This is a genomic window from Streptomyces anulatus (assembly GCF_000721175.1).
Classification (GTDB): Bacteria; Actinomycetota; Actinomycetes; order Streptomycetales; family Streptomycetaceae; genus Streptomyces; species Streptomyces anulatus_C.
This window is the reverse complement of sequence record NZ_JOEZ01000026.1, coordinates 21151-43014: the sequence shown is the minus strand read 5'-3', so window position 1 is coordinate 43014 and position 21864 is coordinate 21151. Positions and strand designations below refer to the sequence as shown.

29 protein-coding genes are annotated in these 21864 nt (G+C 69.9%); 27 read left to right on the top strand and 2 right to left on the bottom strand.

The window, feature by feature from the left end; all coding sequences use genetic code 11:
• Positions 1 to 74 precede the first annotated feature (74 nt).
• Together IG90_RS0127405 and IG90_RS0127400 are read right to left on the bottom strand one after the other, a co-directional pair.
• On the bottom strand, positions 75 to 1013 hold the full coding sequence (locus IG90_RS0127405) for a class II glutamine amidotransferase (protein ID WP_007494389.1): 939 nt from the start codon (positions 1011 to 1013) through the stop codon (positions 75 to 77).
• A 137-nt stretch (positions 1014 to 1150) separates the two neighbouring features.
• Complete coding sequence (locus tag IG90_RS0127400; protein WP_030590023.1) at positions 1151 to 1573, bottom strand: gamma-glutamylcyclotransferase family protein; 423 nt, start codon at positions 1571 to 1573, stop codon at positions 1151 to 1153.
• Between the two features lie 343 nt (positions 1574 to 1916).
• Between IG90_RS0127400 and IG90_RS0127395 the strand changes: the two genes are divergently transcribed.
• The 27 genes from IG90_RS0127395 to IG90_RS0127265 all read left to right on the top strand — a co-directional run bounded on the left by IG90_RS0127395 (position 1917) and on the right by IG90_RS0127265 (position 21853).
• On the top strand, positions 1917 to 2423 hold the full coding sequence (locus IG90_RS0127395) for a hypothetical protein (RefSeq protein ID WP_007494385.1): 507 nt from the start codon (positions 1917 to 1919) through the stop codon (positions 2421 to 2423).
• A 71-nt stretch (positions 2424 to 2494) separates the two neighbouring features.
• Entirely contained in the window at positions 2495 to 2917 is a 423-nt protein-coding gene (locus IG90_RS0127390) for a hypothetical protein (RefSeq protein WP_007494383.1), read from the top strand.
• Positions 2914 to 3708: a GP88 family protein gene (locus tag IG90_RS0127385; protein WP_007494381.1), complete on the top strand. Its 795-nt coding sequence runs from the start codon at positions 2914 to 2916 to the stop codon at positions 3706 to 3708. Before IG90_RS0127390 ends, IG90_RS0127385 begins: the two co-directional genes overlap by 4 nt.
• Before the next feature lie 319 nt (positions 3709 to 4027).
• Complete coding sequence (locus IG90_RS0127380) at positions 4028 to 5413, top strand: hypothetical protein (RefSeq protein WP_051860265.1); 1386 nt, start codon at positions 4028 to 4030, stop codon at positions 5411 to 5413.
• A gap of 36 nt (positions 5414 to 5449) precedes the next feature.
• Entirely contained in the window at positions 5450 to 6208 is a 759-nt protein-coding gene (locus IG90_RS0127375; RefSeq protein WP_007494379.1) for a hypothetical protein, read from the top strand.
• Between the two features lie 268 nt (positions 6209 to 6476).
• Positions 6477 to 7211 carry a hypothetical protein gene (locus tag IG90_RS0127370; RefSeq protein ID WP_007494378.1) on the top strand — a complete coding sequence of 245 codons (735 nt, stop codon included), beginning with the start codon at positions 6477 to 6479 and terminating at the stop codon, positions 7209 to 7211.
• 61 nt (positions 7212 to 7272) lie between these two features.
• Positions 7273 to 7425: a hypothetical protein gene (locus IG90_RS44405; protein WP_007494377.1), complete on the top strand. Its 153-nt coding sequence runs from the start codon at positions 7273 to 7275 to the stop codon at positions 7423 to 7425.
• A gap of 53 nt (positions 7426 to 7478) precedes the next feature.
• Positions 7479 to 8774, top strand: a complete 1296-nt coding sequence (locus tag IG90_RS0127360) for an Eco57I restriction-modification methylase domain-containing protein (protein WP_030590013.1) — start codon at positions 7479 to 7481, stop codon at positions 8772 to 8774.
• A 196-nt stretch (positions 8775 to 8970) separates the two neighbouring features.
• A complete protein-coding gene (locus tag IG90_RS0127355) occupies positions 8971 to 9207 on the top strand; it encodes a hypothetical protein (protein ID WP_030590010.1) in 237 nt (78 codons plus the stop codon).
• Positions 9204 to 9542, top strand: a complete 339-nt coding sequence (locus IG90_RS0127350) for a hypothetical protein (protein ID WP_030590007.1) — start codon at positions 9204 to 9206, stop codon at positions 9540 to 9542. Before IG90_RS0127355 ends, IG90_RS0127350 begins: the two co-directional genes overlap by 4 nt.
• Positions 9539 to 9754, top strand: coding sequence for a hypothetical protein (locus tag IG90_RS0127345; protein ID WP_030590006.1), 216 nt, complete (start codon positions 9539 to 9541; stop codon positions 9752 to 9754). The genes IG90_RS0127350 and IG90_RS0127345 overlap by 4 nt, the downstream gene beginning before the upstream one ends.
• 183 nt (positions 9755 to 9937) lie before the next feature.
• Complete coding sequence (locus tag IG90_RS0127340; RefSeq protein ID WP_007490788.1) at positions 9938 to 10240, top strand: hypothetical protein; 303 nt, start codon at positions 9938 to 9940, stop codon at positions 10238 to 10240.
• A gap of 260 nt (positions 10241 to 10500) precedes the next feature.
• On the top strand, positions 10501 to 11298 hold the full coding sequence (locus tag IG90_RS40845) for a M48 family metallopeptidase (protein WP_051860266.1): 798 nt from the start codon (positions 10501 to 10503) through the stop codon (positions 11296 to 11298).
• Between the two features lie 137 nt (positions 11299 to 11435).
• Positions 11436 to 12104: a hypothetical protein gene (locus tag IG90_RS0127330; RefSeq protein WP_030590000.1), complete on the top strand. Its 669-nt coding sequence runs from the start codon at positions 11436 to 11438 to the stop codon at positions 12102 to 12104.
• Positions 12105 to 12160: 56 nt separating this feature from the next.
• Positions 12161 to 13228: an N-6 DNA methylase gene (locus tag IG90_RS46165; RefSeq protein ID WP_051860267.1), complete on the top strand. Its 1068-nt coding sequence runs from the start codon at positions 12161 to 12163 to the stop codon at positions 13226 to 13228.
• Between the two features lie 11 nt (positions 13229 to 13239).
• Positions 13240 to 14100 (top strand): N-6 DNA methylase, encoded by an 861-nt coding sequence (locus IG90_RS0127320; RefSeq protein WP_030589993.1) that lies wholly within the window; start codon positions 13240 to 13242, stop codon positions 14098 to 14100.
• A 108-nt stretch (positions 14101 to 14208) separates the two neighbouring features.
• Positions 14209 to 14640: a hypothetical protein gene (locus IG90_RS0127315; RefSeq protein ID WP_030589990.1), complete on the top strand. Its 432-nt coding sequence runs from the start codon at positions 14209 to 14211 to the stop codon at positions 14638 to 14640.
• A gap of 84 nt (positions 14641 to 14724) precedes the next feature.
• A complete protein-coding gene (locus IG90_RS0127310; protein ID WP_030589987.1) occupies positions 14725 to 15432 on the top strand; it encodes a hypothetical protein in 708 nt (235 codons plus the stop codon).
• Between the two features lie 313 nt (positions 15433 to 15745).
• The gene (locus IG90_RS0127305; protein WP_157846354.1) at positions 15746 to 16351 is read left to right on the top strand and encodes a hypothetical protein; all 606 of its coding nucleotides are present in this window, start codon (positions 15746 to 15748) and stop codon (positions 16349 to 16351) included.
• Between the two features lie 337 nt (positions 16352 to 16688).
• A complete protein-coding gene (locus tag IG90_RS0127300; protein WP_209443573.1) occupies positions 16689 to 17666 on the top strand; it encodes a phosphoadenosine phosphosulfate reductase domain-containing protein in 978 nt (325 codons plus the stop codon).
• Between the two features lie 453 nt (positions 17667 to 18119).
• On the top strand, positions 18120 to 18524 hold the full coding sequence (locus IG90_RS0127295; protein ID WP_157846355.1) for a hypothetical protein: 405 nt from the start codon (positions 18120 to 18122) through the stop codon (positions 18522 to 18524).
• A gap of 40 nt (positions 18525 to 18564) precedes the next feature.
• Complete coding sequence (locus IG90_RS0127290; RefSeq protein WP_051860269.1) at positions 18565 to 19035, top strand: hypothetical protein; 471 nt, start codon at positions 18565 to 18567, stop codon at positions 19033 to 19035.
• Positions 19036 to 19207: 172 nt separating this feature from the next.
• Positions 19208 to 19753: a DUF45 domain-containing protein gene (locus IG90_RS40840; protein WP_051860270.1), complete on the top strand. Its 546-nt coding sequence runs from the start codon at positions 19208 to 19210 to the stop codon at positions 19751 to 19753.
• Positions 19754 to 19987: 234 nt separating this feature from the next.
• On the top strand, positions 19988 to 20317 hold the full coding sequence (locus IG90_RS39800; protein WP_030589967.1) for a hypothetical protein: 330 nt from the start codon (positions 19988 to 19990) through the stop codon (positions 20315 to 20317).
• Positions 20314 to 20688 (top strand): hypothetical protein, encoded by a 375-nt coding sequence (locus IG90_RS0127275; RefSeq protein WP_030589964.1) that lies wholly within the window; start codon positions 20314 to 20316, stop codon positions 20686 to 20688. The genes IG90_RS39800 and IG90_RS0127275 overlap by 4 nt, the downstream gene beginning before the upstream one ends.
• Positions 20685 to 21470, top strand: coding sequence for a deazapurine DNA modification protein DpdA family protein (locus IG90_RS0127270; protein WP_007490763.1), 786 nt, complete (start codon positions 20685 to 20687; stop codon positions 21468 to 21470). Before IG90_RS0127275 ends, IG90_RS0127270 begins: the two co-directional genes overlap by 4 nt.
• Complete coding sequence (locus tag IG90_RS0127265) at positions 21467 to 21853, top strand: hypothetical protein (RefSeq protein ID WP_030589961.1); 387 nt, start codon at positions 21467 to 21469, stop codon at positions 21851 to 21853. Before IG90_RS0127270 ends, IG90_RS0127265 begins: the two co-directional genes overlap by 4 nt.
• Positions 21854 to 21864 lie beyond the last annotated feature (11 nt).

Sequence of the window (21864 nt, the reverse complement as noted above, 5' to 3'; positions counted from 1 at the left end):
GGTCAAGAGCGAAAAGGGGCCGGGGCACCGCAGTTTGCGGTGCCCCGGCCCCTTTCTTCTTCCGGGTCGATGACCTACTTGCCGCTGGGAGACAGCCACAGCGGCGCCGAAACGGACCGCGAGCGCTGGGGCTCACGCAGCGTTCGGTGACTGCACACCTCCTCGTCGGCCACCTGGTCCTCGATGCTGAAGCCCCGGTAGGCGACGATGTGCGCCAGCCGGTCGTCCTTCGCCCGCGCCGTCGCGGTGAAGCGGCGGTCGCCCACCAGCGCCGGACTGCCCGAGGAGTAGTCGATCATCATCAGCGTGCCCTCTGGCACCATCAGAATCTCGGCGATGGTCACGTCCGCCGCGCGAGCGGCCTTGCGGAACCATCCGGGGTTGGACGCCCAGTAGAGGTTCCCCTCGGTGTCGACAGCGACGGAGAGCGGGCTCACCGCCGTGCGTGCCAGCATGACCAGCTGCGGCCAGCGCCGGTCGGTCCACACCAGAGCAGCCCGGCCCACGACGGACTCCAGGACGTCGAGGGTGGGCAGGATGACCCCGCCCGCCTGATCGAGAGCCTGGTACAGGACCTCGGTGTCGGTGCCCCCGGTCGGACGCGGGAGACCGAATTCCGACCGGAGCGGCCAGGTGTCCACGTCTCCGTTGTGCGTGCCGATGAGCTGCCCCACCTGTAGCGGGCTGGAGTTGACCAGCGTCGTCCCGCCCTGGGTCGCCCAGCGGGTGTGACCGAGAGCGACCGGAGCCGCGTCGAGCGCGCTGTTGTAGGCGGGCTTCCACACATCGCGGAACCGGCCCGGTCCCTTGATGATCCGCCAGCCGCCCGCCGTCACGTCGCGACGGTTGGTGACCGGACGCCGGTCGAGCTTCTTCGTCGCGGAGATGGCGAATGCCAGCCCCGCCGAGTCCTTACCCCGCTCCTCGGCCAGCTGGCCCAGGGCAACGCACATGATGGTGGCGCGGGTGGGGTCACAGGTCTGGTTTCGGACAACTCCGAACAGACCGCACATAGTTGTTCCTTTTCTGCCTCGATTCTCCGCGAGGAGACCGAGGTGTACTGCTCAAGCCGTCAGGCCGCGCCGCGCGCGGCCTGACGGGTACTGCATGGTGGGGTGTTCATCCGCCCACCCCAGAGGGCGGTGTGGATTTACCGGGACTCCGCCTTGACGAAGTCACCGTCGGGGATCTCCTCGGCGTCGGTGAACCAGCGGCGGGACGACTCGCCCGCGAGGTACACGTACGCCTCGATCTCGCTGCCGTCGGCAAGAGTCACGGTGCGGACCTTGCGGTCGTACATGTTGTTGCGACCCTCGCCCCGGTAGCCTTCGAGCCGGTCGAGCCGACGGAGCACGTCGGGCCACTGCTCGGGGTCCACGTCCATGACCTCGCCGACGACCTTCCGGCCGTCCCGCTGGATCGCGAAGGGGACACCGGAACCGAAGATCGCGTAGTCGTTCAGGATCGCGGGGCGCTCCTGAATCGTGGTGCCCTCCAGGATGCCGAAGTAGTTGCCCTGCCCGGCACGGAGCGTGCCATAGACGAAAACGGGCCTCTGCTCAGTGGTGAACACGGGTTCGCCACCTTTCTGGTACTGCTCGCCGGTCACCTTCTCCGGCGTTGATGACTCAACTCTACAGCACTATTTCCAATTATGCAACTCCCCTGATCGACCACACCTTCTACTCCTCGTGTTGCGTAATTGGATTTACTGCCGTACCTTGAGTGTGTCGTCGGGCGTGAACACTCGCCGCCCGGCGGCCCTGTGAAGGAGCCGCCCATGCCGCCCATGTGTGGCTCAACCTCCGCTGCCCCCTCCCAGCACAGCGGAGGCACAGGCCCCGGGCGCGGCGCCCACTGCGCCGCGCCCGGACCGAACTCCCATGCAACCGGCCCTTCAATCAATGGAGTTGCCCATGCCGTTCATGATGAGCACCCGCGCTCTGGCCCGGCTCGACCACGCGGCACTCCGCGCGGCTGGCCAAAGGTCAGCAGAAGGCCGGCCGAGCCGGGCCGGCGGCACGACAGCTCCATACGCCGTCTTCGCCACCGCCGGCTATGCGCGCACCATGCTGCGCCACGTGCTCCGCCTGAGGCAGTGGGTCACCGTCATCAGCCAGGCCGACGACCTCCATCCCCTCATCGAAGGGGCAGTGAGCCCGGCCATCCGGCTGCAGATCCCGGCCGGAACCGTGTCCCGCGAGTTCCTAGCCGCCTACGACAGCACCCGGCATTTCGCCCTGAGCCCCATCGCCCCGTGCCCGCAGTGCGGAGCGCGCGTTCCGACGGTGTGCATCAACAACCTGGCCGACTACGGCGACTGGCTGCGTGGCGCCCAGGACCTCGCCGAGTCCCCGTTCTACCGCACCTCGCCCGCCCATCACGATGACTGCCCGCTCCCGGGTCAGCCACTGACGACGTAGTCGGGTCCGCAGCACCCCGCGTCGCGGCGCCCGAACGCGTCGCAGCGCCCGAATAGATCGAAGCAGTACCGATGACTCGCTCCCATCCCCCGCACCCGCTGCGGAAGCAGGCCGAACCGACCATCACCGTGGTGTCGGTGCCGGCCCCTGCACGACGCACCGAGAAGGAACAGATCTTCCACGACGGCCTCACCGAACACCTCTTGTTCGCGCTGCCGATCGCGATGCTCGAGATCAGCCGCATGCCACCGCACGCACTGGACCCGCTCCGGGCCACGGCGGCCGCGGCCATCGGCGGCCGCGGCGACGTTCTCCAGTTCCCGAGCAAAAAGCACACCGCCGAGGCGGGCCAGCAGTTGGACCTCGGTCTCGCCTACCTGGCGCTGATGACCGCAGGCGGCATCACCAAGTTCGGTGTGCACGCCTGCGCCGCGCCCCATGACGACTGCCCTGCTGACACATCGAGCTCCAACCAGACGGAAAGCACGACATGAACACCAGCTCGACCACCGACACGCCGCACACGAAGCCCAAGGCGCGCCGGTGGCTCCTCACCCAGAACCGGCAACTGCGGGCCGAAGGGATTTTCAACTGGCCACTTCCCGCTTGGGCCGGCCGCTTTTCCGACGGATCGACATACAACGCCTGCCCGGAGGCCGGGGCCTGCGCGAAGCTCTGCTACGCGAGGGTGGGGACCTATCGGTGGCCGGTCGTCCTGGCCGCGCACGAGCGCAACATGTGGATGACGATGCATGCCCTGGACGAGTGGGAAGCCCAGATGGCCGAGGAACTCCGCCACCGGCGGTATCGGGGCAAATGGATTCGCTTGCACGATTCCGGCGACTTCCATTCCGACGAATACTTGCAGGCGTGGCTGCGCATCATGCGGAACGCCCCCGCGGACACCTGGTTCTACTGCTACACGAAATCCGTTTCGCGTTTCCGCCGGCTCGTTGAGCCGAATCCGCCCGAGAATTTCCTGTGGTGCTACAGCCTGGGCGGGAAGGAGGACTTTCTGCTGGACCTGGAGAGCGACCGCCATGCCGACGTGTTCCCCGGCGTCGAGGAACTGGAGGAGGCGGGCTACACCGACCAGACGGAATCCGACCTCCTGTCTGTCCTGAGCGAGTCCCCGAAGGTCGGCATCCCAGCGAACTACATCCCGGCGCTGCTCAAACGGCAGGGTGACGAGACCTTCAGCAGCTTGCAGCGCGCCCTGGACAAGAAGCTCGCCGAGAAGAAGCAGCGCCGCACGGCCGCAGGCAGCCTCGGCCTCGCTTCCTGACCGCCGGCCACCGGCTCGCCGGCCGAGGCCGGGAAATCACCGCACAGCGAACCTCCAGGCGTGCCGGGGAGCGCAGGCTCCCCGGCACGCCCGCGTCGGTTCCGGCGGCGATCCACACCGACACACCCACGACGAATTGCTTAATCGCTTGAATCGCTGTACGTTGCGAGCCGGGTCTCTCCCTGCGCCCTTCCAGCCCCGTCCGGGCATCAGCAAAGGCACAGGAAGGGGCCGCTGGCCACGCACAACAGCATCCCCCCGCCGGCGCATCCGCGGCCCGGCAGGAAACGATCAGGCCACGCAGGCCCTGGAGCAGACGATGATCCCCGCAAACTCGAAGATCAAGCAGACCACGGTCGAAAAGATCGCAAAGCGCTACCACGTGAGCGGCTCGACCGCCGCCTCCTGGACGCTCGAGGAGACCTTCCCGCCGTGCCTCGACAAGGGTTGGGGCAAGACCCAGCTGTACGACGAGGCAGCTGTCGATGAGTGGGTCCTGGAGCACAAGCCGGAGGCCTGGGTGGTGGCTCACCCCAAGCAGAAGGAGAAGGCCACCGCGCTGCCTGCCGGCGGGCCCAAGGACCTTCTCCCTCTGCGCCACATCGGAGTGCTCGAGGGCCGGTTCCTCTCACGCGAGCCCACGCCGGTCGCGACCCTGCGCACGTACATCTCCCGAGGCGTGCTCGCCCGGCCCGACCGTCGCGCCGGCGACGGAGGCCAGCCCGAGGTCACGGAGGACATGTGGTTCCGCGAGACGGCCTACAACTACATCACCCGTCCGCGCCGGGTCCGGCGCAAGACCGGCAAGAGCGACGGTGAGCGGAGGGAACCGAGCGAGTTCCTGCAGCGGTACTTCGAGGAGAACCCGGGCCTGCTCACCCTCGAGAAGATCGCCGAGCTCGACGGCCGGGAACACGATCGCGAGCCGACGGCGCTGTCCACGCTCGACAACTACATCTCTCAGGGCAAGCTGGCGCGGCCGGACCGCAAGCCGGGCGACGGCGAGACGCCCGACGTCGACGAGCGGATGTGGATGCCCGAGAGCGTTCTGCCCTACCTGTGCCGGCCGGACAGCCGGCACGGTGCGCCGAAGCCTGCGCAGGAGGAGGCTGCCGCGGTGGAGGCGAGCGAGTTCCTGCAGCGGTACTTCGAGGAGAACCCGGGCCTGCTCACCCTCGAGAAGATCGCCGAGCTCGACGGCCGGGAACAGGGCCGCCCCAAGGCGACCGCCCTGTCGACCCTGAAGGTCTACATCTCTCAGGGCAAGCTGGCGCGGCCGGACCGGAAGCCGGGCGACGGCAAGACGCCGGCGGTGGATGAGCCGATGTGGACGCCCGAGGCTGCCCTGCCCTTCCTCGCCACCCCGCGACAGGCGAGGAAGGAGGCCCCCGCTGCTCCTGCGGAAGGTGAGCTGCGTGAGCCGAGTGCGGCCCTGAAGCGGTACTTCGAGAAGAATCCGGGCCTGCTGACCCTCGAGAAGATCGCTGAGCTCGACGGCAAGGAACAGGGCCGCAGCAAGCCGACCGCCCTGTCCACGATGCGGGCGTACCGCTCTCGCGGCCTGCTGGCGCCCCCGGACCGTCTGCCGAACGACGGCAAGACGCCTGAGGTCGACGAGCCGATGTGGACGCCCGAGTCCGCCCGCCCGTACCTGCTCCGCCCCCTCGGCCGGCGCGGCGCCGCCGCTGCGAAGTCCGACCAGTAGTCCGACGCACTCCCGCCCCGACCCTCAAGGACGTCCATGACCAACCGCCGCATCGACGAAGCGGGGATCAGCGCCCGGTACGGGGTCAAGCCGAAGGACACCGCCGTGTGGACCACGCTGGTCAACTTTCCGGCGAGGGGCGAGGACGGTCTGTGGGACGTCGCGCTGGTCGACGCGTGGGTGCAGGCCATGCGGCCGCAGTACTGGCCGCCCCGGCCGGAAACGCCTGCGGCCGGCGCGGTCACCAGCCCCCAGAAGGGGAAGCAGAAGAAGGCTGCGGTCGCGCCCGTCACCGAGACCCGGTCCGAGATGGCCAAGCGGTTCGGCATGACCTTCAACGCCGTGGACGCCTGGACCAAGGCCACGGAACGACGTGACTCCAGCGGCAAGGTCGTGGCGGCCGCGTTCCCCCCGCCAGCGTCGGAGGGGCGGTGGGACGCGAAGACGGTGGATGCGTGGGTGCGCGTCCACCGGCCCCGCGTGTGGGCGGCCTACGCCGGCGGCGAGCCTCAGTTCGCGAAGCCTCTTCCCGCAGGGGACCCCAGGGACTTGCTCAACATCACCGAGTACGGCGTCATCCGTGGGAACGCGATCAGTGGGAAGCCCGCATCGCGGCGCACCATGCAGTCGTATCTCCTGCGGGGACAGATCGAAGCTCCTGACCGGCGGCCGGGCGACCGCAAGCGCCCGGAGGTATTCGAGCCGATGTGGTATCGGGAGACGATTTACCAGGAGATCCGTAGACGCCTTACACGGGGAAAGTTGCAGACGGGCGAAAAAGGCGCAGAGGATTAGCAGATTCTCTCTCCCCATCGTTTCTCGCCAAATTGCACCGGTGAAGGCGAGTCCGTTGTCTTTCAAATTCACCCGCGCCGACCTGGTGGGCTCTGCAGTGATGCGCCGAGCAGCATCCACCCAAACCCGCAAAGTTGCATAATTGGATATACTGCGGTAGCTTGAGGCGGGTCGGCGGGTGAAGCCTCTCCCCGCCCGGCACGAACGAACCACTGCGGTTGCACCGGTCCATGATCTGCGACGGTGCCCCCCACCGAGGAGGTCTGCGATGCAGACAGAACCTCGTCTGCCCGCCACCGACGAGTCCGAAGCTCAGGAGTTTCTGGAGCTTCTCGAAGGCGCCCCGTTCACGGCGCCGTACACGGGGCAGGTCGTCGACTGGCTCATCAGAGACAGCACGGTGCACGCCCCAGACGCCTCCCCGGCAGCCCGGGCAGTCGACGCACTGTGGCGCTACGCCGACGGACACGACCTGGGTGCGGGCGAGATCGCCGAGCGCGTGCGGGATGTCGCGCACGCCATGTCCCTGGTAGCGGACGAGCACTACGCGGCAGACCCGAGCCCACGCCGCCCCCGCCCCGTACACGGGCGCAGCGTGCGCAAGCTGTGCGTGGCTGCCGGCCGCCGAAGGAGCCTGGCAGGCCCCGGGCGGACCGTCGTGATCGCGCAGGGCACTCACGGACACACCGTCTACCGCCCTGTAGCACCCTCCGTGCCCCCCGACCGGGCCGGTGAGACACTTCGGCACGAGGTGCTGACGGTGCTCGCCGCCCATGTCCACCTCGCCGACCGCCGCACCTTCCAGGGCAGCGGGGTGGTCGTCGAATGCCGGCACGAGAGCGTCGAGGTCACCTGGTGGTACCCGGACCTGGAGGCGGAGCCCGATCACTACCATCCCGCCTGGAGCACTGGCGGGGTGCGCCTTCTGTGCTCGGCCCTTCTTCGAGGCGAAGGCATGAAGGTGACCGTCCAGCCCAACGGCGCACTGCTCGTCACACGGTGAGCAGCCCCTCCCCACCCTCCTACGCGGACGCCCCGGCCCGCTCACTGTTCAAGGAATCACTATGCGCACTTCGCACCGCTTTCTTCTCGGTCTTGTCCTCGGCACGACCATCACCGTCATCGTCTGGTCCGGCACCGGAAACGCCGAGGCCGCGATCACCCTGGGTGTGGCAGTCCTGGTCCTCGTGTGGCTCGGGCAGTTCATCCTCGACTAGCTCTTCTGAACGATCTTGATGTCACTTCGCTCCCAGTCCTGGACCACAACCCTGTGAACAGCACCCCTCCCTCCGCCCGCGCCTATGAGCGTCTCGTCCAGCGCCTCGCCGACGACGTCGGCACCGCGACTGCGGTCTCCTGGGCCCACGCGACCGCAGTCACCCACCACTGCGTCCGGCACGGCCTGGTCTCCACAACCGAGCCGCCGACCTCACCCGATGCCGTACGCCGGATCCTTGACGAGCTGGCTGGCGCCCACCCCGGGCTCGCCGGTTTCCTCGACCCGCAGGTCGTGCCGCTCTGGACCTCACCGCTCAATACGGCTTCCTGGACAGCCCTCGCCGAGTTCTGGGGAGCAGGGGCTGCCATCGACGACGGGCCGAACCGGGTCGACGGATACCGGCTCGGGGACGCCTACCAGGCGCTGTCGCACGACGCGCGCAGGTCGAGAGCCCTGTGCCAGACTCCGCCGTGGATCGCCGAACTCCTCCTGGAGCTCTCGCTGGAGCCGGCGACCGACGAGGTGGGCCCCCAGAACGTCCGCATGATCGACCCGGCCTGCGGCACGGGGCACATCCTGCTCAGCGCCTTCCACGCCGCCCGCGTCTACCGCCGCCGCGGCCGCGGGCACGGGGTACCGATCGACGCCCGGGCATCGATCGAGCGCGCTCTGCGGACCGTCCACGGCGTCGACCTGGACCCCTATGCGGTGCTCCTCGCCCGGTACCGGCTGCTCGCCACCAGCGCCTCGATTCTCCGTGGCCGCCTCGACCAGCTGCCGCACTCGTGGCCCGTCCAAGTGGCCTGTGCGAACTCCCTGCTGGACCGCGGCGAGCCGCTGCTCGAGCGCGGCCAGTATCACTGCGTCGTCGGGAACCCGCCCTACATCACGGTGGCCGACGCCCAGCAGCGCGATCTGATCCGCAAGGCGTATCCGCGTGTGGCCGCAGGGAAGTTCCCGCTGGCGCTGCCGTTCTGTGAACTCATGTTCTCCCTCGCGGTCCCCGGCGGGCATGTCGCGCAGCTGACCTCGAACGCGTTCATGAAGCGGGAGTTCGGTCGCAAGTTCGTCACCGAGTATTTGCCCCAGTTCGATATGCGGTGGGTCATTGACACCTCCGGGGCGTACATCCCTGGCCACGGCACGCCGACGGTCATCCTGTGCCATCGCGTACGCCCACCCCAGGGCGACACGGTGATCACGGTCCGGGGGGTTCAGGGTGAGCCGGCGATCCCGGCGGACCCGGCCCGGGGAAAGGTGTGGTCGGCGATCGCCGAAGCCGTTCGCCGCAGGCTTGCCGAGGACCGGCTGAAGGAAGCCCTCACCCATCCCCGTTGGATTGCATAATTGGATTTATGGCGGTAGGCTTGTGTTGTGACGGTGACCCGCAGTCCGATGCGGTCGCCGCGTTCCACCGACACGGCCAGGCGCCGTCCGGTCGCCCGACTTCCGGAGAACCATGTCCGTACCTTTTCCAGCCCGTGAGCGCACAGTTGTCCAGGCGCGCCGTGGCACCTCACGCCGCTCGGGCCATGGGCTGGCCGTGACGGCAGCCGCCGCCACCGGGGCGGGCATGACGGCTCAGGCGGCCACCGGCATCACCCCGGCACGGTTCGCCGACGGAGCCGTCACCGTCGACTTCCTGGCGCGCGCCGCGATGCACTCGGCGTACGGGCTCGCCATCGTCAGCGCCATGGCGCTCGCAGCCGTCACCACCGCGGCGCGGCGGCGGAAGCGCCCGCAGCCGTCGTCTCCCAGTAGCTACAAGGATCTGCCATGACCATTTCGCCCACCACCGCGAGCGCCCCGACGCAGCGCACCGATTCGGCCGAGGGCCGTACCGGGCGCGGCCGCGGGTTCATACGACAGGCCCTGGACGCAGGTATCCACCCGGCGACCCGGCGCCCGCTCCAGGCCGGACAGCACTGCGGAGGCTGTGCTCATCTCCAGATGAAGAAACTTGCCGACGACTCGCGGCACTTGAAGTGCGCTCTGGTGATCGGCACGGGCCGCCGGAACGGCGGTCCCGACCTCCACAAGGAGACCCCGGCGTGCGTCGCCTTCGAGGCCGCGCCCCTGGCGCCGACCAACGACGGCACGCGAGAGACCTCATGAATCCGATCACGGTCGCCGAGTTGCGCGCCGACTGGCACGACGCCCCCGACTTGAGCAGCGAACAGAGGCAAGTGCTCGGGCAATTGGCCGAGACGGACTTGCAAGAGGCTCTCGACGCGGCTTTCCGGCGGCACGAGGACACGTACTTCCGGATCCTCGACTCGACCCGCAGCGACGCCACGCGCGCACTCCTGGAACGCATGGCCGCATGAGCGGTGGCTGCCTGGTGGTACGCCCTCCGCCGGGCAGCCACCGCTGGGCGGCGCCACACACAGCCGGCCACGCAGAAGGACGCGCCCCCGCCCACCCAGAGAGAAGCCCGGTACCTCATGCATCCCTCCGCTCGAAGTCGCGCGAGGCAACAGGCATTCGACCTGGAGAGCCAGCGTCACGACATGATCGAAAGGCTTGCCGACGGCGGTCTGCCCGAACCCCGGGCGGCCGCCCTGGTCGACGCCCTGTGCGAGGCCGCCCGCGACCAGATCGCGCAGGATCTGGCCCGTCAGATCCTCCCGCTGCGTGAACGGCACGACGCGGCCTGGGACTGGATCACCCGTGACAGTCTCAGCCACCAGCTCCGCGCCCTGGTCACGGCCCTCGCCACCGCCCTGGGCAACCCGCAGGACACCACGGCTGCGCACGGCTACGTCCGCGCCATGGTCAGTGGAGGCGGCGACGGATCACGAGGCGCTGCGTAATCGGCAGCGGCGCCCGGCCCCCGCACCGCCCCGACCGGGCCGGGCCGGGTCCGTCACGGGCCCGATCCGTACCGGAGGAACACGGCCCGACCCAAACCCCAGCATTCCCCGATTGCATGGCCCTGGCGGCGAGCTCAGCTCCCGCCGGGGCCTCGCGCGTTGCCCCGCTGGCACGCCACCGGCGCCCGGTGCCGGCAGGGCGTGCCGGCACCGGGCGCCGGCGCCCCGCCCGCCGGACCGACCGACAGGAGCTCCTTTTCATGAACCCGACCGCCGCCTCGGATGAGGTCCTCATCCGAGGCGTCACCGCAGCCCTGGAAGCCGACGGAATCCTCGCCTCCGGCACCTTCGACGTCGTGGTGTCACATCGGCGTACCACGCATGCAGTGACGACGCGACCGGACGGGCGCCGTGTCGTGCGCATCCTGCCGACGTCGACGGCCGCCGAGATCACGCAGTTCGTCCGCCAGAACGCCCCGCGCCTGGAGGCCCACGCCCGGCAGATGGCCAAGAGGGCGCCCCAGCACCCGAACAGGCGCCTGGTGGACGGCTGTGAGCTGCTCTGGCTCGGCCGCACCATCCGACTGCACCTGGTCGACACTCCCGTTGCGGTCCGCATGCGGCAGCAGGAGGACGGAACGGGACTGCTCGTCGTCTACCGCGGTGACCTGGAGAGGCACGGCGCGCAGCCAGTCATCGACTGGTACGCGCGGGCGGGCCGGGCCTGGCTGGAGGGCGAGGCGCCGGCGCACTGGTCGCGCATGCGGACCCGGCGCCGGCTCCCGCAGTTGGCGGTGCGCAATCTCGGCCGCTGCAACGGGGCCATCTACCAGGAGCGCGCTCACCGGCTGACTCTGCACTGGGCGGTTTTCCAGCTCCCGCCGGCGCTGCTGGAGTACGTCCTGGTGCACGAGCTGGTCCACGGGACGCGCCCGCGGGGTCGATCCCATGGGCCGGAGTTCCGGGCCCGGTTGCTGCGCGCCATGCCCGACGCGCTGATCCGTCACGAGCAGTTCAAGGCGGCGTTCCGGTTCCTGTGGATCGGCACCACTCTCTAGATTGCATAATTGGAATTAGGGGTGTAATGTCTAGATCCTTGGCCGCGTACCCACGGCGCCTCTGGAGCTGCCGGATCTGAACGCCGCCTCGCCAGTCGCGCCCCCGGCGCGCTTCTCCGACGCAGAAACACAGCAGCATGCACACCCAGCCTCCCGGCCGACCGGCCGAATGGTTCCCCTCCTCCGTCACCCTCAAGGACTGCGGGCCGTATCCGGCCGAAGTCCTCGGCCACCGGCACGACGGCATGATCCAGCCCCGCTTCACCAGCGAGGTGACGGGCCGGATCGCAGCCGAACTCCGGTCGGACGCCTCGATCGCCCTCAACCTCCGGTTCACCGGCGAAGCCATCGAGATCCTCGGCCTCGGCGATCCTCCGAAGGTCCTCGAACGCTGCCGGCCCGACGCCGAAGGCCGCTACGCCCTGGGCCACGGCTTCCTGCCCTGGCGAGAGCACACCACCACCGACCCGGCGGAGTTCGCCCGGGCCCTCGACGGGGCGCAGGCCGGCGGATACCCGCCGGCGGCCCCGGACGCGTGGACGGTCGCCTTCGCCGACCACGGCCATCGCATGGCCGTGCTCGCCGTCTACCGCACTCCGCACGAGGACGCCGCGGCCTACGACGCGCTCTACAACGTGCTGTATGCCAGCGGCCTTTCGTCGTACGAGACCACGGCTGCCCGCGCGGACGACGCCGAACTCGCAGCCCGGCGCCGGTTCAGCAGCCAGCGCGCCCACGTGGAACCCGACACCGTCGTATGGCCGAAGGTCGCACCCGCCACCCGGCTTCCCGCCGACCCGCGCTGAAACGCAGCGCCGGCCGCACGATCCATCAGCACAGCGCACGAAAGTCAGCTTCACCCATGGCACCATCCGACCTGGGCTCCCGCCTCACCGCAGCCCTCGCCTCCGCCCAGCGGCCCGCACCGGCGGCTCTCGCCCCAGCAGGCCACGCGCAACCCGACGGCACCGCCGACTGCAGCGATCCGGGATGCGCCCGGCACGCCGGCACCACCGACTGTCCGCCCTTCCCCATCACACGCCGGCGCGGCTCCGACTTCGGAGAATCCGTCGCCGACGCCTGGTACCGCAGCTGCGGCAGTAGCCGTATGGACATTCCAGCGGGCGTGGTCGCGGCCCTGGCCCTGTGCCCCATCAAGTCCCCGGGCGCGCTCCATGCCGCTCAGCTCTCCCGCTACTTTGCCGCCCAGCCTCCTCGCGTCCTTGCCAAGGGCTACGCCGAGGTGTACGCCGCCACGTGGATGCTGCGCCCCGAGCTCATGGATGTGGCCGCACCGATCTTCCGCTGGACGGAGGAGGACCTCGACGAGCAGGCCCTGCGCGGCGTCGCGGCCGTCACCCGGGCCGCACTGCGCGCGGGCGTACTCCAGTACACCGGCGACAAGGATCCGTACTACCGCTCGGACATCGACCTCATGTCGTGGACCATCACCAATCTGCGGCATCACAGCTCGCGCCGCGGCCTGGGTGAGTACCACACGCCTCCGGAGGTCGCCGACATGATGGCCCGTCTCCTCTATGACGGCGCATCAGACGCCGATGCCGAGCCGGGGCGGGGGCAGTCGTTCAACGAGCCGGCTGCGGGTACCGGCGGCATGTTCCGCTCCATGGTGCAGGCCATGCGCGAACGCGGCGGGGATCCGCACAAGCACGAGTGGGTCATGCAGGAACTCGACCCGATCGCGGCCGCCGGAGCAGCGGTGAACACCGTCGTCTGGGACCTGGGCCCCAAGGCGGTCGTCGCGGTGGGCAACACCCTGGCCCACAGCGACCTGAGCCAGCAGGCCTTCGCGCACCAGCGGAAGATGCAGGCCCACCGAGACCGACTCCGCGACGTCGCCGCCTTCGCCAAGGCCACCCACGACGCCTTCCGCCAGCTCGACACCCTCTTCTCCGCCCGCGCCGCATGAACAGGAACACGATGACCACCCGCCCGCGTGACCTGACCTGGCTTCCGTCCGCGCACGCCCGACGGGCGTTCCTCCCCGAGGATCCCCAGGAGCACGCCCGGCGCCTGATCGACACGATTACGGCGCTGTGGCCCTCCTCGTCGCTGGAGGTCCCCCTGGGCACCACAGCGGCGCTCGCTTTGCTCCCGCTGGCCGATGCGCAGAGCCCGGAACTCGCCCACGACGTCGCCGCTCTGGATCCGGACGACCTCATCGTCGTGCTCCGGCAGATGTGGGCCCACCTGTGGCAGAGCCAGCCGTATCTCGTGGAGCGGGCCGGCCTGCTGTGGCGGTGGCTCGCCGATCCGCCTCAGCAGACCGCGCAGGCCGTGACCGAGATGACCCACCATCTGTTCAAGGGCGGCATCCTTGAGTACGGCGCCGATCCGAAGCGCTATCTGGCGACCGATCTGCTGGGCCGGCTGCTGCAGGCGCTGAGCAACCGCGGGGAGAAGAGCCGCCGCGGCGCCTTCCACACGCCCGACGTCGTTACCAATCACATGGTCGAGTACTTCGCCGACGATCTTCCGCCGGGCACGGTCATCGGCGAGGCGGCGGCCGGCTCGGGCGCCATGTGGCGCGCGCAGGCCCGGCTGCTGCATGACCAGGGTCGCGACGCTGCGCAGTACCGGTGGGTCGGCGTCGAGATCGACCCGCTTACGGCGGCTGTACTCGGCGCGAACAGCCTGTTGTGGCGCCTGGGGACCGATGTGCTGATCGCCTGCGCGGACGCACTTGCCGGCGACAGCGGCCTGACGCAGGCGCACCAGGAACGCGAGGAGGCGATCGCCCGCCGGGACGCGTTCCTGAGCAGTCTCCACCCACCCCGATAGATTGCGTAATTGGATTTATTGCGGTAGGGTGATGCTGTATCAGGGGGTGCCAGCGGGCCCCGAACGCTGCCCGCTGGCACCGCCGCTCACACCACGGAAGGTCCGCCGATGACCACCACGTCCCGCGCCGTCGATATCCGTCCGGTTCTCGACCAGATCAGCCGCCTTCAGGACGACTACGCCGTCCACGAGATCCTGGTCGCCGCCCACGAGCGTCTCACCCGGCTCGAACTGGCGAAGCTCGCCCGGCTGCTCACTCCGGTCATCTCCGGGGTCCAGGCGCGGGAAGACGCCCACGCCCGGCAGCTCGTCGTCCGCGCGGTCGCGTTCGAGCCGACCCGGTCCCAGCCGCAGCCGGTCCGCTACAGCGCAGACGGGCTGTATCTGCCGCTCGCGTCCCGGCGCGGACGCGAATGGATCGAACAGCTCACGGTGCCGCAGGACCTCAAGCCGCAGGCGGAAGCGATCCTCCGCGGGCTCACCAATGCCGCAGTCGGCTCCCTCGCCCCCGGCGAAGAGCTCTACCTCCAGCTCCCGTGACACCGGGCCCAGCAACACGACCGACCGGCAGCGACCGGCCGCCCGGTGTGCCGGGCCGCTGCCCTTCACCCATGCAGGAACCGCATGACCTCCCGCCATACGCTCGTCTGCCTCCCGCCCCTGAACGACCCGCACGACTGGGCGGACGCGATCGACGAGGCGATCGCGCCGTACCCCGACGACCTCTACACCTGGACCGCCTACGGGCGATACGACACTCATCTCGCCGTCCGCCCGGACGTCACACCGAGCGACGGGAGTCTCGTCCAGAGCTCACGGGCACGCCAGTCCCGCCTTCCCACGTGCAGCGGCGGCCGCCGAGACTTGCTGGACTTCCCCGCGATGCGCACACACCGTGCCGCGCAGGCCTCGCGGCTCCACCGTGCGTGGACGAACGCCACGGCCACCCTGCCCCCGGCCGTCCCCCTCAGCTCCTTCCACCAACGCCATCCGCAGGACCCCGGCCGGGCACTGCAGGAGTTCCGCGCCCAACCGCAACTCCAGGTCCTCACCGACCTTGACGCGCCCCGGTCGCACCGCCGGAAAGCCGATACTGCCGCCCTGGTCGCGCTGGACCACGATGCGTTCGTCGAACGCGCCCGGCAGCGGGCCGTTCCCGGCGACCTTCTCCTGACGGTCGACGGCACCCTCCACATCAACCCGTCCTTCATCAACGCCGACGACGACGCCGAGACCGGCAGTACGCGCTACCTGGATCTGGCCAACCGCTACCTCGACGAACTGCCGCCGGATCACCTGGTGTTCAGCCTCGACGTCCGACTCGCCGGATAGGGGCGCCGTCCCCCTTCGATCTGCCTTCCGCCCGCAAGGACCACGCATGCACAACCGACCGAACCCCTCCTCCCTGGCGGCTCTCACGAGCAACAGTCGCTGCTCCCGTTACGAGCGGGGCGGGAGCCGCTGCCACCAGCCGACACGGCGCGCCGACGGGTGGTGCGGCACGTGCGCCGGCTTCCGGCGCCCACAGAAGCCCGCCGACCCGGTAGTCCCGTGCCCGACCGCTCCCTCCACGCGCGAGCCGGTCACGGCCGCCACGGATCGACTGCCTCTGACCTCCGACGAAGCGCACGATCCGCAGCTCGGTGTGACCCGCTCGGCGATCGAGCGGTACTGCGCCACGCACGGGGGCGACGGCGCGACGGCGGAAGCGGAGATCCGCTCGCTGCTGGAAAACCTCATCGCCACCGGCACGCATCAGCGCGTCGAGGGCGGTGCCTGGCGGCTGCTGGCCCAAGAAGGGTTCTCCATCCTGCTCTCCGCTGATGCGAACCGCGTCCTCGGCTACAGCACCGCGCACCGCGACCGGACCTACGGCCAGGTCAAGGCCGGTGTGCCAAGCCGAAGCCGAAGCCGAAGCGGCCACCGCAGGGACAAGCGCTGGGTCCTCGCGCTGCAAGACGACCTCCCGGTCCGCTTCACCACCCTGGTGCTGCGCCGCTTCGCCCGGGACGTACTCGGCACGGAGTTCACCCGCTCGACGGGGAAGAAGGTGGTCGAGGCCGCGTACAGCCGCAGCACCCACGTACAGCCCGACCCCCCGTCGAACCACGCAGGCCGTCGGCGTGCCACGGACGAGGCCGGTCTGAGGTGGCACTTCGCGTACGAACCCGGTGAGCGTCCGGCAGTCATCCACCTCTCGTGGGAGCCGGGCTGCGGGCCCCAGGCCGCCGCGCAGGACGGCGGGTCGTGACGACTGCGGGCTGACACGGCAGCTCCGGGGCTGCCCGTGGCCTCGTCCAGACGGCACCGGAGCTGCCGTTCCGGTGCCATGCCTTCGACATTCCCCGGTCTGAGGCGGTCACCCCTCCCACCCCACTACGGGCTCGACCACCGGCTCCCGGGGCACGGCCCGGGCCGCCCCCTGCCCGCTGCACACCGACCCTCAAGGACGCCCCGCTATGCATACCGACGCCCTCTTCAGCCTCCGCGGCCTCGAGGACCCGCAGGAGGTCCCCGCGGCCGTCCTGGTCGTTCCGAAGCCCAAGCCCAAGCCCAAGCGGAAGCGCAAGCGGGCCGTGCACCCCTCCGTGCCGTTCACGCCGTCGACGACCGTTCCCGATGAGCTGATCCGGGACGCGGACTGGGTGGTCGTGTCGTCCTCCGGCGGCAAGGACAGCCAGGCCATGCTCTCCTATGTCGTCCGCCGCGCGAAGGCTCTGGGAATGCTGGACAAGGTCGTCGTCGTGCACGCGGACCTGGGCCGGGCCGAGTGGGAAGGCACCCGCGAGCTCGCCGAGCTGCAGGCCCGCCTCTGCGGGGTCCGACGGTTCGAGGTGGTGACCTCCGGCGTCGACTTCCTCGACCGGGTCGAAACCCGCCACAGAAAACTGAAAGCGAAGGCGGAGGAGGAAGCTCTCGAGCGCGGCGAGGACCCGGCGCAGGCGAAGGTCGCGCCGGCCTGGCCGTCGAGTTCGGCGCGCTGGTGCACGAGCGGTGAAAAGCGGGGGCCGATCCGGACCCTTTACACCCGGCTCACCAACGAGCTCGCGCACCTGGGGCGTCCCGTGCGGATCTTGGCGTGCATCGGGCAGCGCGCGGCCGAAAGCACCCAGCGGGCGAAGCTCGCCGAGGTGGAGATCGACCGCGGGGCGAGCAACGGGCGCCGGCACATCACGACATGGCGGCCTATTCACACGTGGAACGACCGGAGAGTTTGGCGGGAGATCGCCCGTTCCCGCCTGCCGTACCACCCGGCCTACGACTGGGGAAACCGGCGCCTGAGCTGCGTTTTTTGTGTCCTCGGATGCAACAGCGACCTCGTGAACGGAGCGCGACGCGTGCCGGAGCTCGCCGCGGCGTTCGCCCGGACAGAGGCCAAGATCGGTGCCGACTTCAAGAAGGGCCTGTCGATGCGGGAGATCATCCGACGCGCCGAAGCCCTGGAGGCGGCCGAGGGACCCGCCGCGCGGCCGCCGGCAGGTACGGCGATGGCGGCGCATGTCGGGCGGGCGATGACGACGAAGTACCGCGCCCGTCAAGCTGCGCTGTACGGCCTAGTCGCCTGATCTACCCGGCACGTACGAAGACGCCCTGGGTTCAGCGCAGCGGATCCGCCCCCTTCCGGCGGCAGAAGGACGGCGGCTGACCGCCCGAGGGAGCGAGCGGCAGGCGCCGCCGGCGCCTGCCCACGGCGGGCCGCCCCTCACTGTGACGGATGCCCTGTCGGAGAACCCGGACAGCTGGCCATACCAACTCCGCCGGAGAGCTGACCCGGTTCGCGCTGCGGAGGGTGCTCGGGCCGGCGGGCGGCCAGGTAACGGGGACGACGATGGTCGGCCCGGTCCCGACGTCCTGGCCGACGACCAGTCAGAGGCCAGGGATGTCGGACACTACCCCCGGAGATTGCATAACTGGATTTACGGATGTATTGTGTGGGTAACGCTGGTGAGTGCCCGGGCGGCTGCCCCCGCCACACGTGACGGCACCCACTGCCCAGAGCCGACATCCCCGGGAGACCCGTGAACACCCCAGAAACAGATGCCATCAGCAAGATGGACGCCGCCCGGGCCGCTCTCAAGGAGACCACCCCCGAGGTTCTCGACGCGATCTGTGCCGTGGTGGCGGAGCTCTTCCCCGAGGGCAAGTTCCTCTGTGCCAACTCCCTGTTCGTCTACACGGCGGAGGGCCGCCGGACGATCGGCCCCTTGGACCGGCAGCGGAACCCGAAGTACCCCCACCACCTCGTGTGGGAGTGGCCGCTGGACCGGCTGCCCAAGCGCATCACACGGCCATACTTCGGTGCGCACGCGGACTCCAAGAAGCGGACCCTGAAAGGCCTTTTGAACCAGGCCCGGCGCGCGGGCGCTGAGATCCCGTGCGGCGACATCGGCCGACACTACGCCCCCCGGCTCACCCTCCGCTGAAGGATCACCCCTCGTTCCACCCCGACATCCGGGAGCTTTCATGCCTTCCACCACGCTGACCGCAACGGCCGTCGCCCGTCTGCGGACGGCCTCCGTGCACCCCGACGGCCACCTGCCCAAGGTGGGCCCGAGGATGCTGCGCCTGTTCGTCACGGAGAAGTACGCCTACCGCAACGACACCGACGGCTTCGTTCTCGACGGCCAAGCCGCCCTCGAGGACCTGAACTGTGCCGACGACTCCCGCCCGTTCATCATCACCGCGGCAGGCCGTCGCGCCGCCCTCAACAGGGGGCAGATCAAGGCCCTGACGGAAGAGATCGGGCCTGACGGGCGGCTCGCCCGAGGAGTGCCGTGGCCGACTCAGCAGACCCTGGCGCGGCTTCTGCTCGTCGAGTTCCGCGATGAACAGGGAAACCCCGTCCCCGGAGACGGCACCCCGTTCCGCACAGGCCTCGGCACGCTGGTCGCCGAGGCCGCGCACCACACCATCCACCCGGACGACGTCGCATAACTGGATTTACTTCGATGTCATTGCGAGTGGTCGCGCGGGGCACGGGAGCACCGCCCCGAGCAGCCGCCGGGGGCGCTCCCGGCCAGCCGACGAACCCCGCACCGCGAAGTTCGCGCCCCTCCGCTCCCATCGCCCCACGACTGCCCCGCCCCGCCCAGAGGAATGCCCTCCCGTGACACTCGCCCGCCGCACGCTCACCAGCGGCTCGTTCAGCATTACCGTCATCACCAGCACCAGCTACACCGACACCCAACTCGCCGTCACGGACACCGGGGAGATCACGGTCACGGGCCCGCTCGGCCTGACCGACGAGACCGTCAAGACCTTCGTGGCGTACAAGGAGGCCTGGATCGGCGCCCGGCTGCAGCACTTGGTCAACGTCGCCGCGGACACCCAGTCCGCCGACGGGCCCTGCCCGAGCTGCTACGTGACGGCCGGATCACTGCACACGGATCTCTGCGACCTCGCCCGGTGCGCCTTCACCGGGTTGCAGCGCTCCGGCTGCGGCCACTTCACCGACCGGTGCAGGACGCCGTGGACCGGACGCCTGCCCGGCGAGGCCGAGTGCCACGAGTACGGGTTCTACGCGCGACTGGGCTCCAGCGGCTGGGAGCCATGCCCGGCCGACCACCCGGACGCCATGCCTGACTTCAACCGGCTCTACACCGAGTGCCGGTGGGATGCCCAAGCCCAGCGCATGCGTCTGATCTCAGACTGACCCCTCGCCCGGCCAGGACTCACTGGCCGGGCCCGCCCCACCCCACGTCATCACCCCGATTGGTCCGCCATGCACGATCCGGCTCTGCCGTCTCAGCCCGCTCCACTCCTCCCCCTGGGGCCGCGCTCGGCCCATGCCCGCGTCGCCCCCGTTCCCCTCTCCCACCCTTTCCGCCCCCACCCAGGAGTCGAGCCGGCGCCGCAGGACGCGGCGGCGGAGCTGCTGCTCTGCGCCTTGCGTGACCACCTCCTGGCGGCCGGGCACGAACTGAGCCGATGCACCCTGAAGATGACCGGTGAGCCGCACCCCCTGGCCGTCGACCTGGTCGATCTCTCCTCGGGCCGGCTTGTCGTCGCCCGGGGCACCACCAGCCGCCCGGCCCTCCAGGAAGCCATCGGCGAACTCCTCGACCTGGGCGGACTGTTCGGCGACACCCTCACCAAGACCCTTCTGGTGCCCAAGCCCCCGGACAGCGACCTGACGGGGCTGCTGAGCAGGCTCGGCATCACCTGGCTGTGGCCCAGGGGCGCAGACTTCTGCGAGGGCACCTGGTGTCCGGCGTGAACCGCCCGGACGCGGCCCTGACCCAGCCGGTCCCCCGTCCCGCTCTCCTGTCCGAGCTTCAGGCCCTTCTGGCGAGCGGCATTCTCATCGACCGGGCTGGGACACCGCTCGGGGCACCGTGCCGCTGCGGTGGTCTGGTCGACGGCTACACCTGCCCCCTGTCGATGGACTGCCCCGGGTGCGCGGCGCCTGCGGGCCGACGCTGCCGCAGGCCCAGCGGCCACGAGGCCGCCGAACTGCACGTCCCCCGCCTCCGGGCCGCCGGCGCCCTGGACAAGGTCCGCGAGCGCGACGACGACCCCACCCTGCCCGCGCCCTGGCCCGATCCCGACCCGTCCGCCCCGATTCCATCGGAAGACCGCACGCCGTGACCACCACCGCACCACCGCCCGCACCACCCTTCGAGTTCTTCCTGGGCGCCCACCACCCGGCCTGGCTCGAGACGGCCGACGTCCCCCTGTGTGTCTCACACCGCCGCCTCACAGGCCGGCGGGCCCTGCCACGCGCCCGGCACAGATGGTTCCTCGACAGCGGGGGATTCAGCGAGCTTTCGCTCCACGGAGGGTGGCGCCAGGACGCCCGCACCTACGCGGCGGCGGTCCGCCGTTACCACGAGGAGGTGGGCCAGCTCCACGCCGCCGCCCAGCAGGACTGGATGTGCGAATGGGATGTGCTCCGCAAGACGGGCAAGACGTTGAAGCAGCATCTCGAGCTGACCGTCGCGAACTTCGTCGAACTGCGCTCGCTCGCTCCCGACTTGCCGATCATCCCCGTGATCCAGGGGTGGACGTCCGTCAGCTACTTCCAGTGCGTCGACATGTTCGACAAGGCCGGAGTGGACCTGACGAAGGAACCGCTCGTCGGCGTCGGAAGCATCTGCCGCCGCCCACGCCTGGACCTGCCCGTGATGCTGCTGGCGGACCTCGCGCGGGCCGGCATCCGCATCCACGCGTTCGGCTTCAAGAAGGCCGGGCTGAAGATCGCACACAAGAGCGTGGTCTCGGCCGACAGCCTCGCCTGGTCCTACGGCGGCCGCCACGAGCGCGGATGCAGTGAGTCCCACCAGCGCGAGAACAACTGCATGCGCCACGCCCTGTGGTGGCGCCAGGACCTGCTCGACCACATCACCGACGCCCAGCGCAGGTGCCCATGACTTCGATCATCACGCCGCGGCCCGCCGACCTGCGGGCCATGCAGCTCGGCGACCCCCGCGGTTTCACCCAGCGGTGGCGCTACGGAGCCCCAACGTGGCGCCACGTCTCCGAAGGCGGGTTCCGAGCCCAGCGCTACGCGGTGACCGCCATCCCGGAGGCCACCGCGAAGGCCTTCGTGCAGCGGCACCACTACCTGTCCGGCTGGCCCGCCGTCCTGCACCACCCCTACGGACTCCTCGACCAGGAGGCGCCGCTGGGTGCCGGCGACCTCGCGGTCGAGGGACTGCCGTTGGTGGGCGTCCTGGTGCTGGCCAGCCCCATGAACCCCCGTGTTCTCACGGGCGCCTTCCCGCACCTGGAGCCTTCTATGAACCGCGTCTGAGCGTCGACTGA

Coding starts and splice junctions, on each gene's coding strand:
- IG90_RS40845 (WP_051860266.1), top strand. CDS start 10,501: ATGAACCCGACCGCCGCCTCGGATGAGGTCCTCATCCGAGGCGTCACC.
- IG90_RS0127380 (WP_051860265.1), top strand. CDS start 4,028: ATGATCCCCGCAAACTCGAAGATCAAGCAGACCACGGTCGAAAAGATC.
- IG90_RS44405 (WP_007494377.1), top strand. CDS start 7,273: ATGCGCACTTCGCACCGCTTTCTTCTCGGTCTTGTCCTCGGCACGACC.
- IG90_RS0127390 (WP_007494383.1), top strand. CDS start 2,495: ATGACTCGCTCCCATCCCCCGCACCCGCTGCGGAAGCAGGCCGAACCG.
- IG90_RS0127330 (WP_030590000.1), top strand. CDS start 11,436: ATGCACACCCAGCCTCCCGGCCGACCGGCCGAATGGTTCCCCTCCTCC.
- IG90_RS0127405 (WP_007494389.1), bottom strand. CDS start 1,013: ATGTGCGGTCTGTTCGGAGTTGTCCGAAACCAGACCTGTGACCCCACC.
- IG90_RS0127395 (WP_007494385.1), top strand. CDS start 1,917: ATGCCGTTCATGATGAGCACCCGCGCTCTGGCCCGGCTCGACCACGCG.
- IG90_RS0127350 (WP_030590007.1), top strand. CDS start 9,204: ATGACCATTTCGCCCACCACCGCGAGCGCCCCGACGCAGCGCACCGAT.
- IG90_RS0127345 (WP_030590006.1), top strand. CDS start 9,539: ATGAATCCGATCACGGTCGCCGAGTTGCGCGCCGACTGGCACGACGCC.
- IG90_RS0127370 (WP_007494378.1), top strand. CDS start 6,477: ATGCAGACAGAACCTCGTCTGCCCGCCACCGACGAGTCCGAAGCTCAG.
- IG90_RS46165 (WP_051860267.1), top strand. CDS start 12,161: ATGGCACCATCCGACCTGGGCTCCCGCCTCACCGCAGCCCTCGCCTCC.
- IG90_RS0127385 (WP_007494381.1), top strand. CDS start 2,914: ATGAACACCAGCTCGACCACCGACACGCCGCACACGAAGCCCAAGGCG.
- IG90_RS0127290 (WP_051860269.1), top strand. CDS start 18,565: ATGCCTTCCACCACGCTGACCGCAACGGCCGTCGCCCGTCTGCGGACG.
- IG90_RS0127265 (WP_030589961.1), top strand. CDS start 21,467: ATGACTTCGATCATCACGCCGCGGCCCGCCGACCTGCGGGCCATGCAG.
- IG90_RS0127320 (WP_030589993.1), top strand. CDS start 13,240: ATGACCACCCGCCCGCGTGACCTGACCTGGCTTCCGTCCGCGCACGCC.
- IG90_RS0127340 (WP_007490788.1), top strand. CDS start 9,938: ATGATCGAAAGGCTTGCCGACGGCGGTCTGCCCGAACCCCGGGCGGCC.
- IG90_RS0127315 (WP_030589990.1), top strand. CDS start 14,209: ATGACCACCACGTCCCGCGCCGTCGATATCCGTCCGGTTCTCGACCAG.
- IG90_RS0127310 (WP_030589987.1), top strand. CDS start 14,725: ATGACCTCCCGCCATACGCTCGTCTGCCTCCCGCCCCTGAACGACCCG.
- IG90_RS0127375 (WP_007494379.1), top strand. CDS start 5,450: ATGACCAACCGCCGCATCGACGAAGCGGGGATCAGCGCCCGGTACGGG.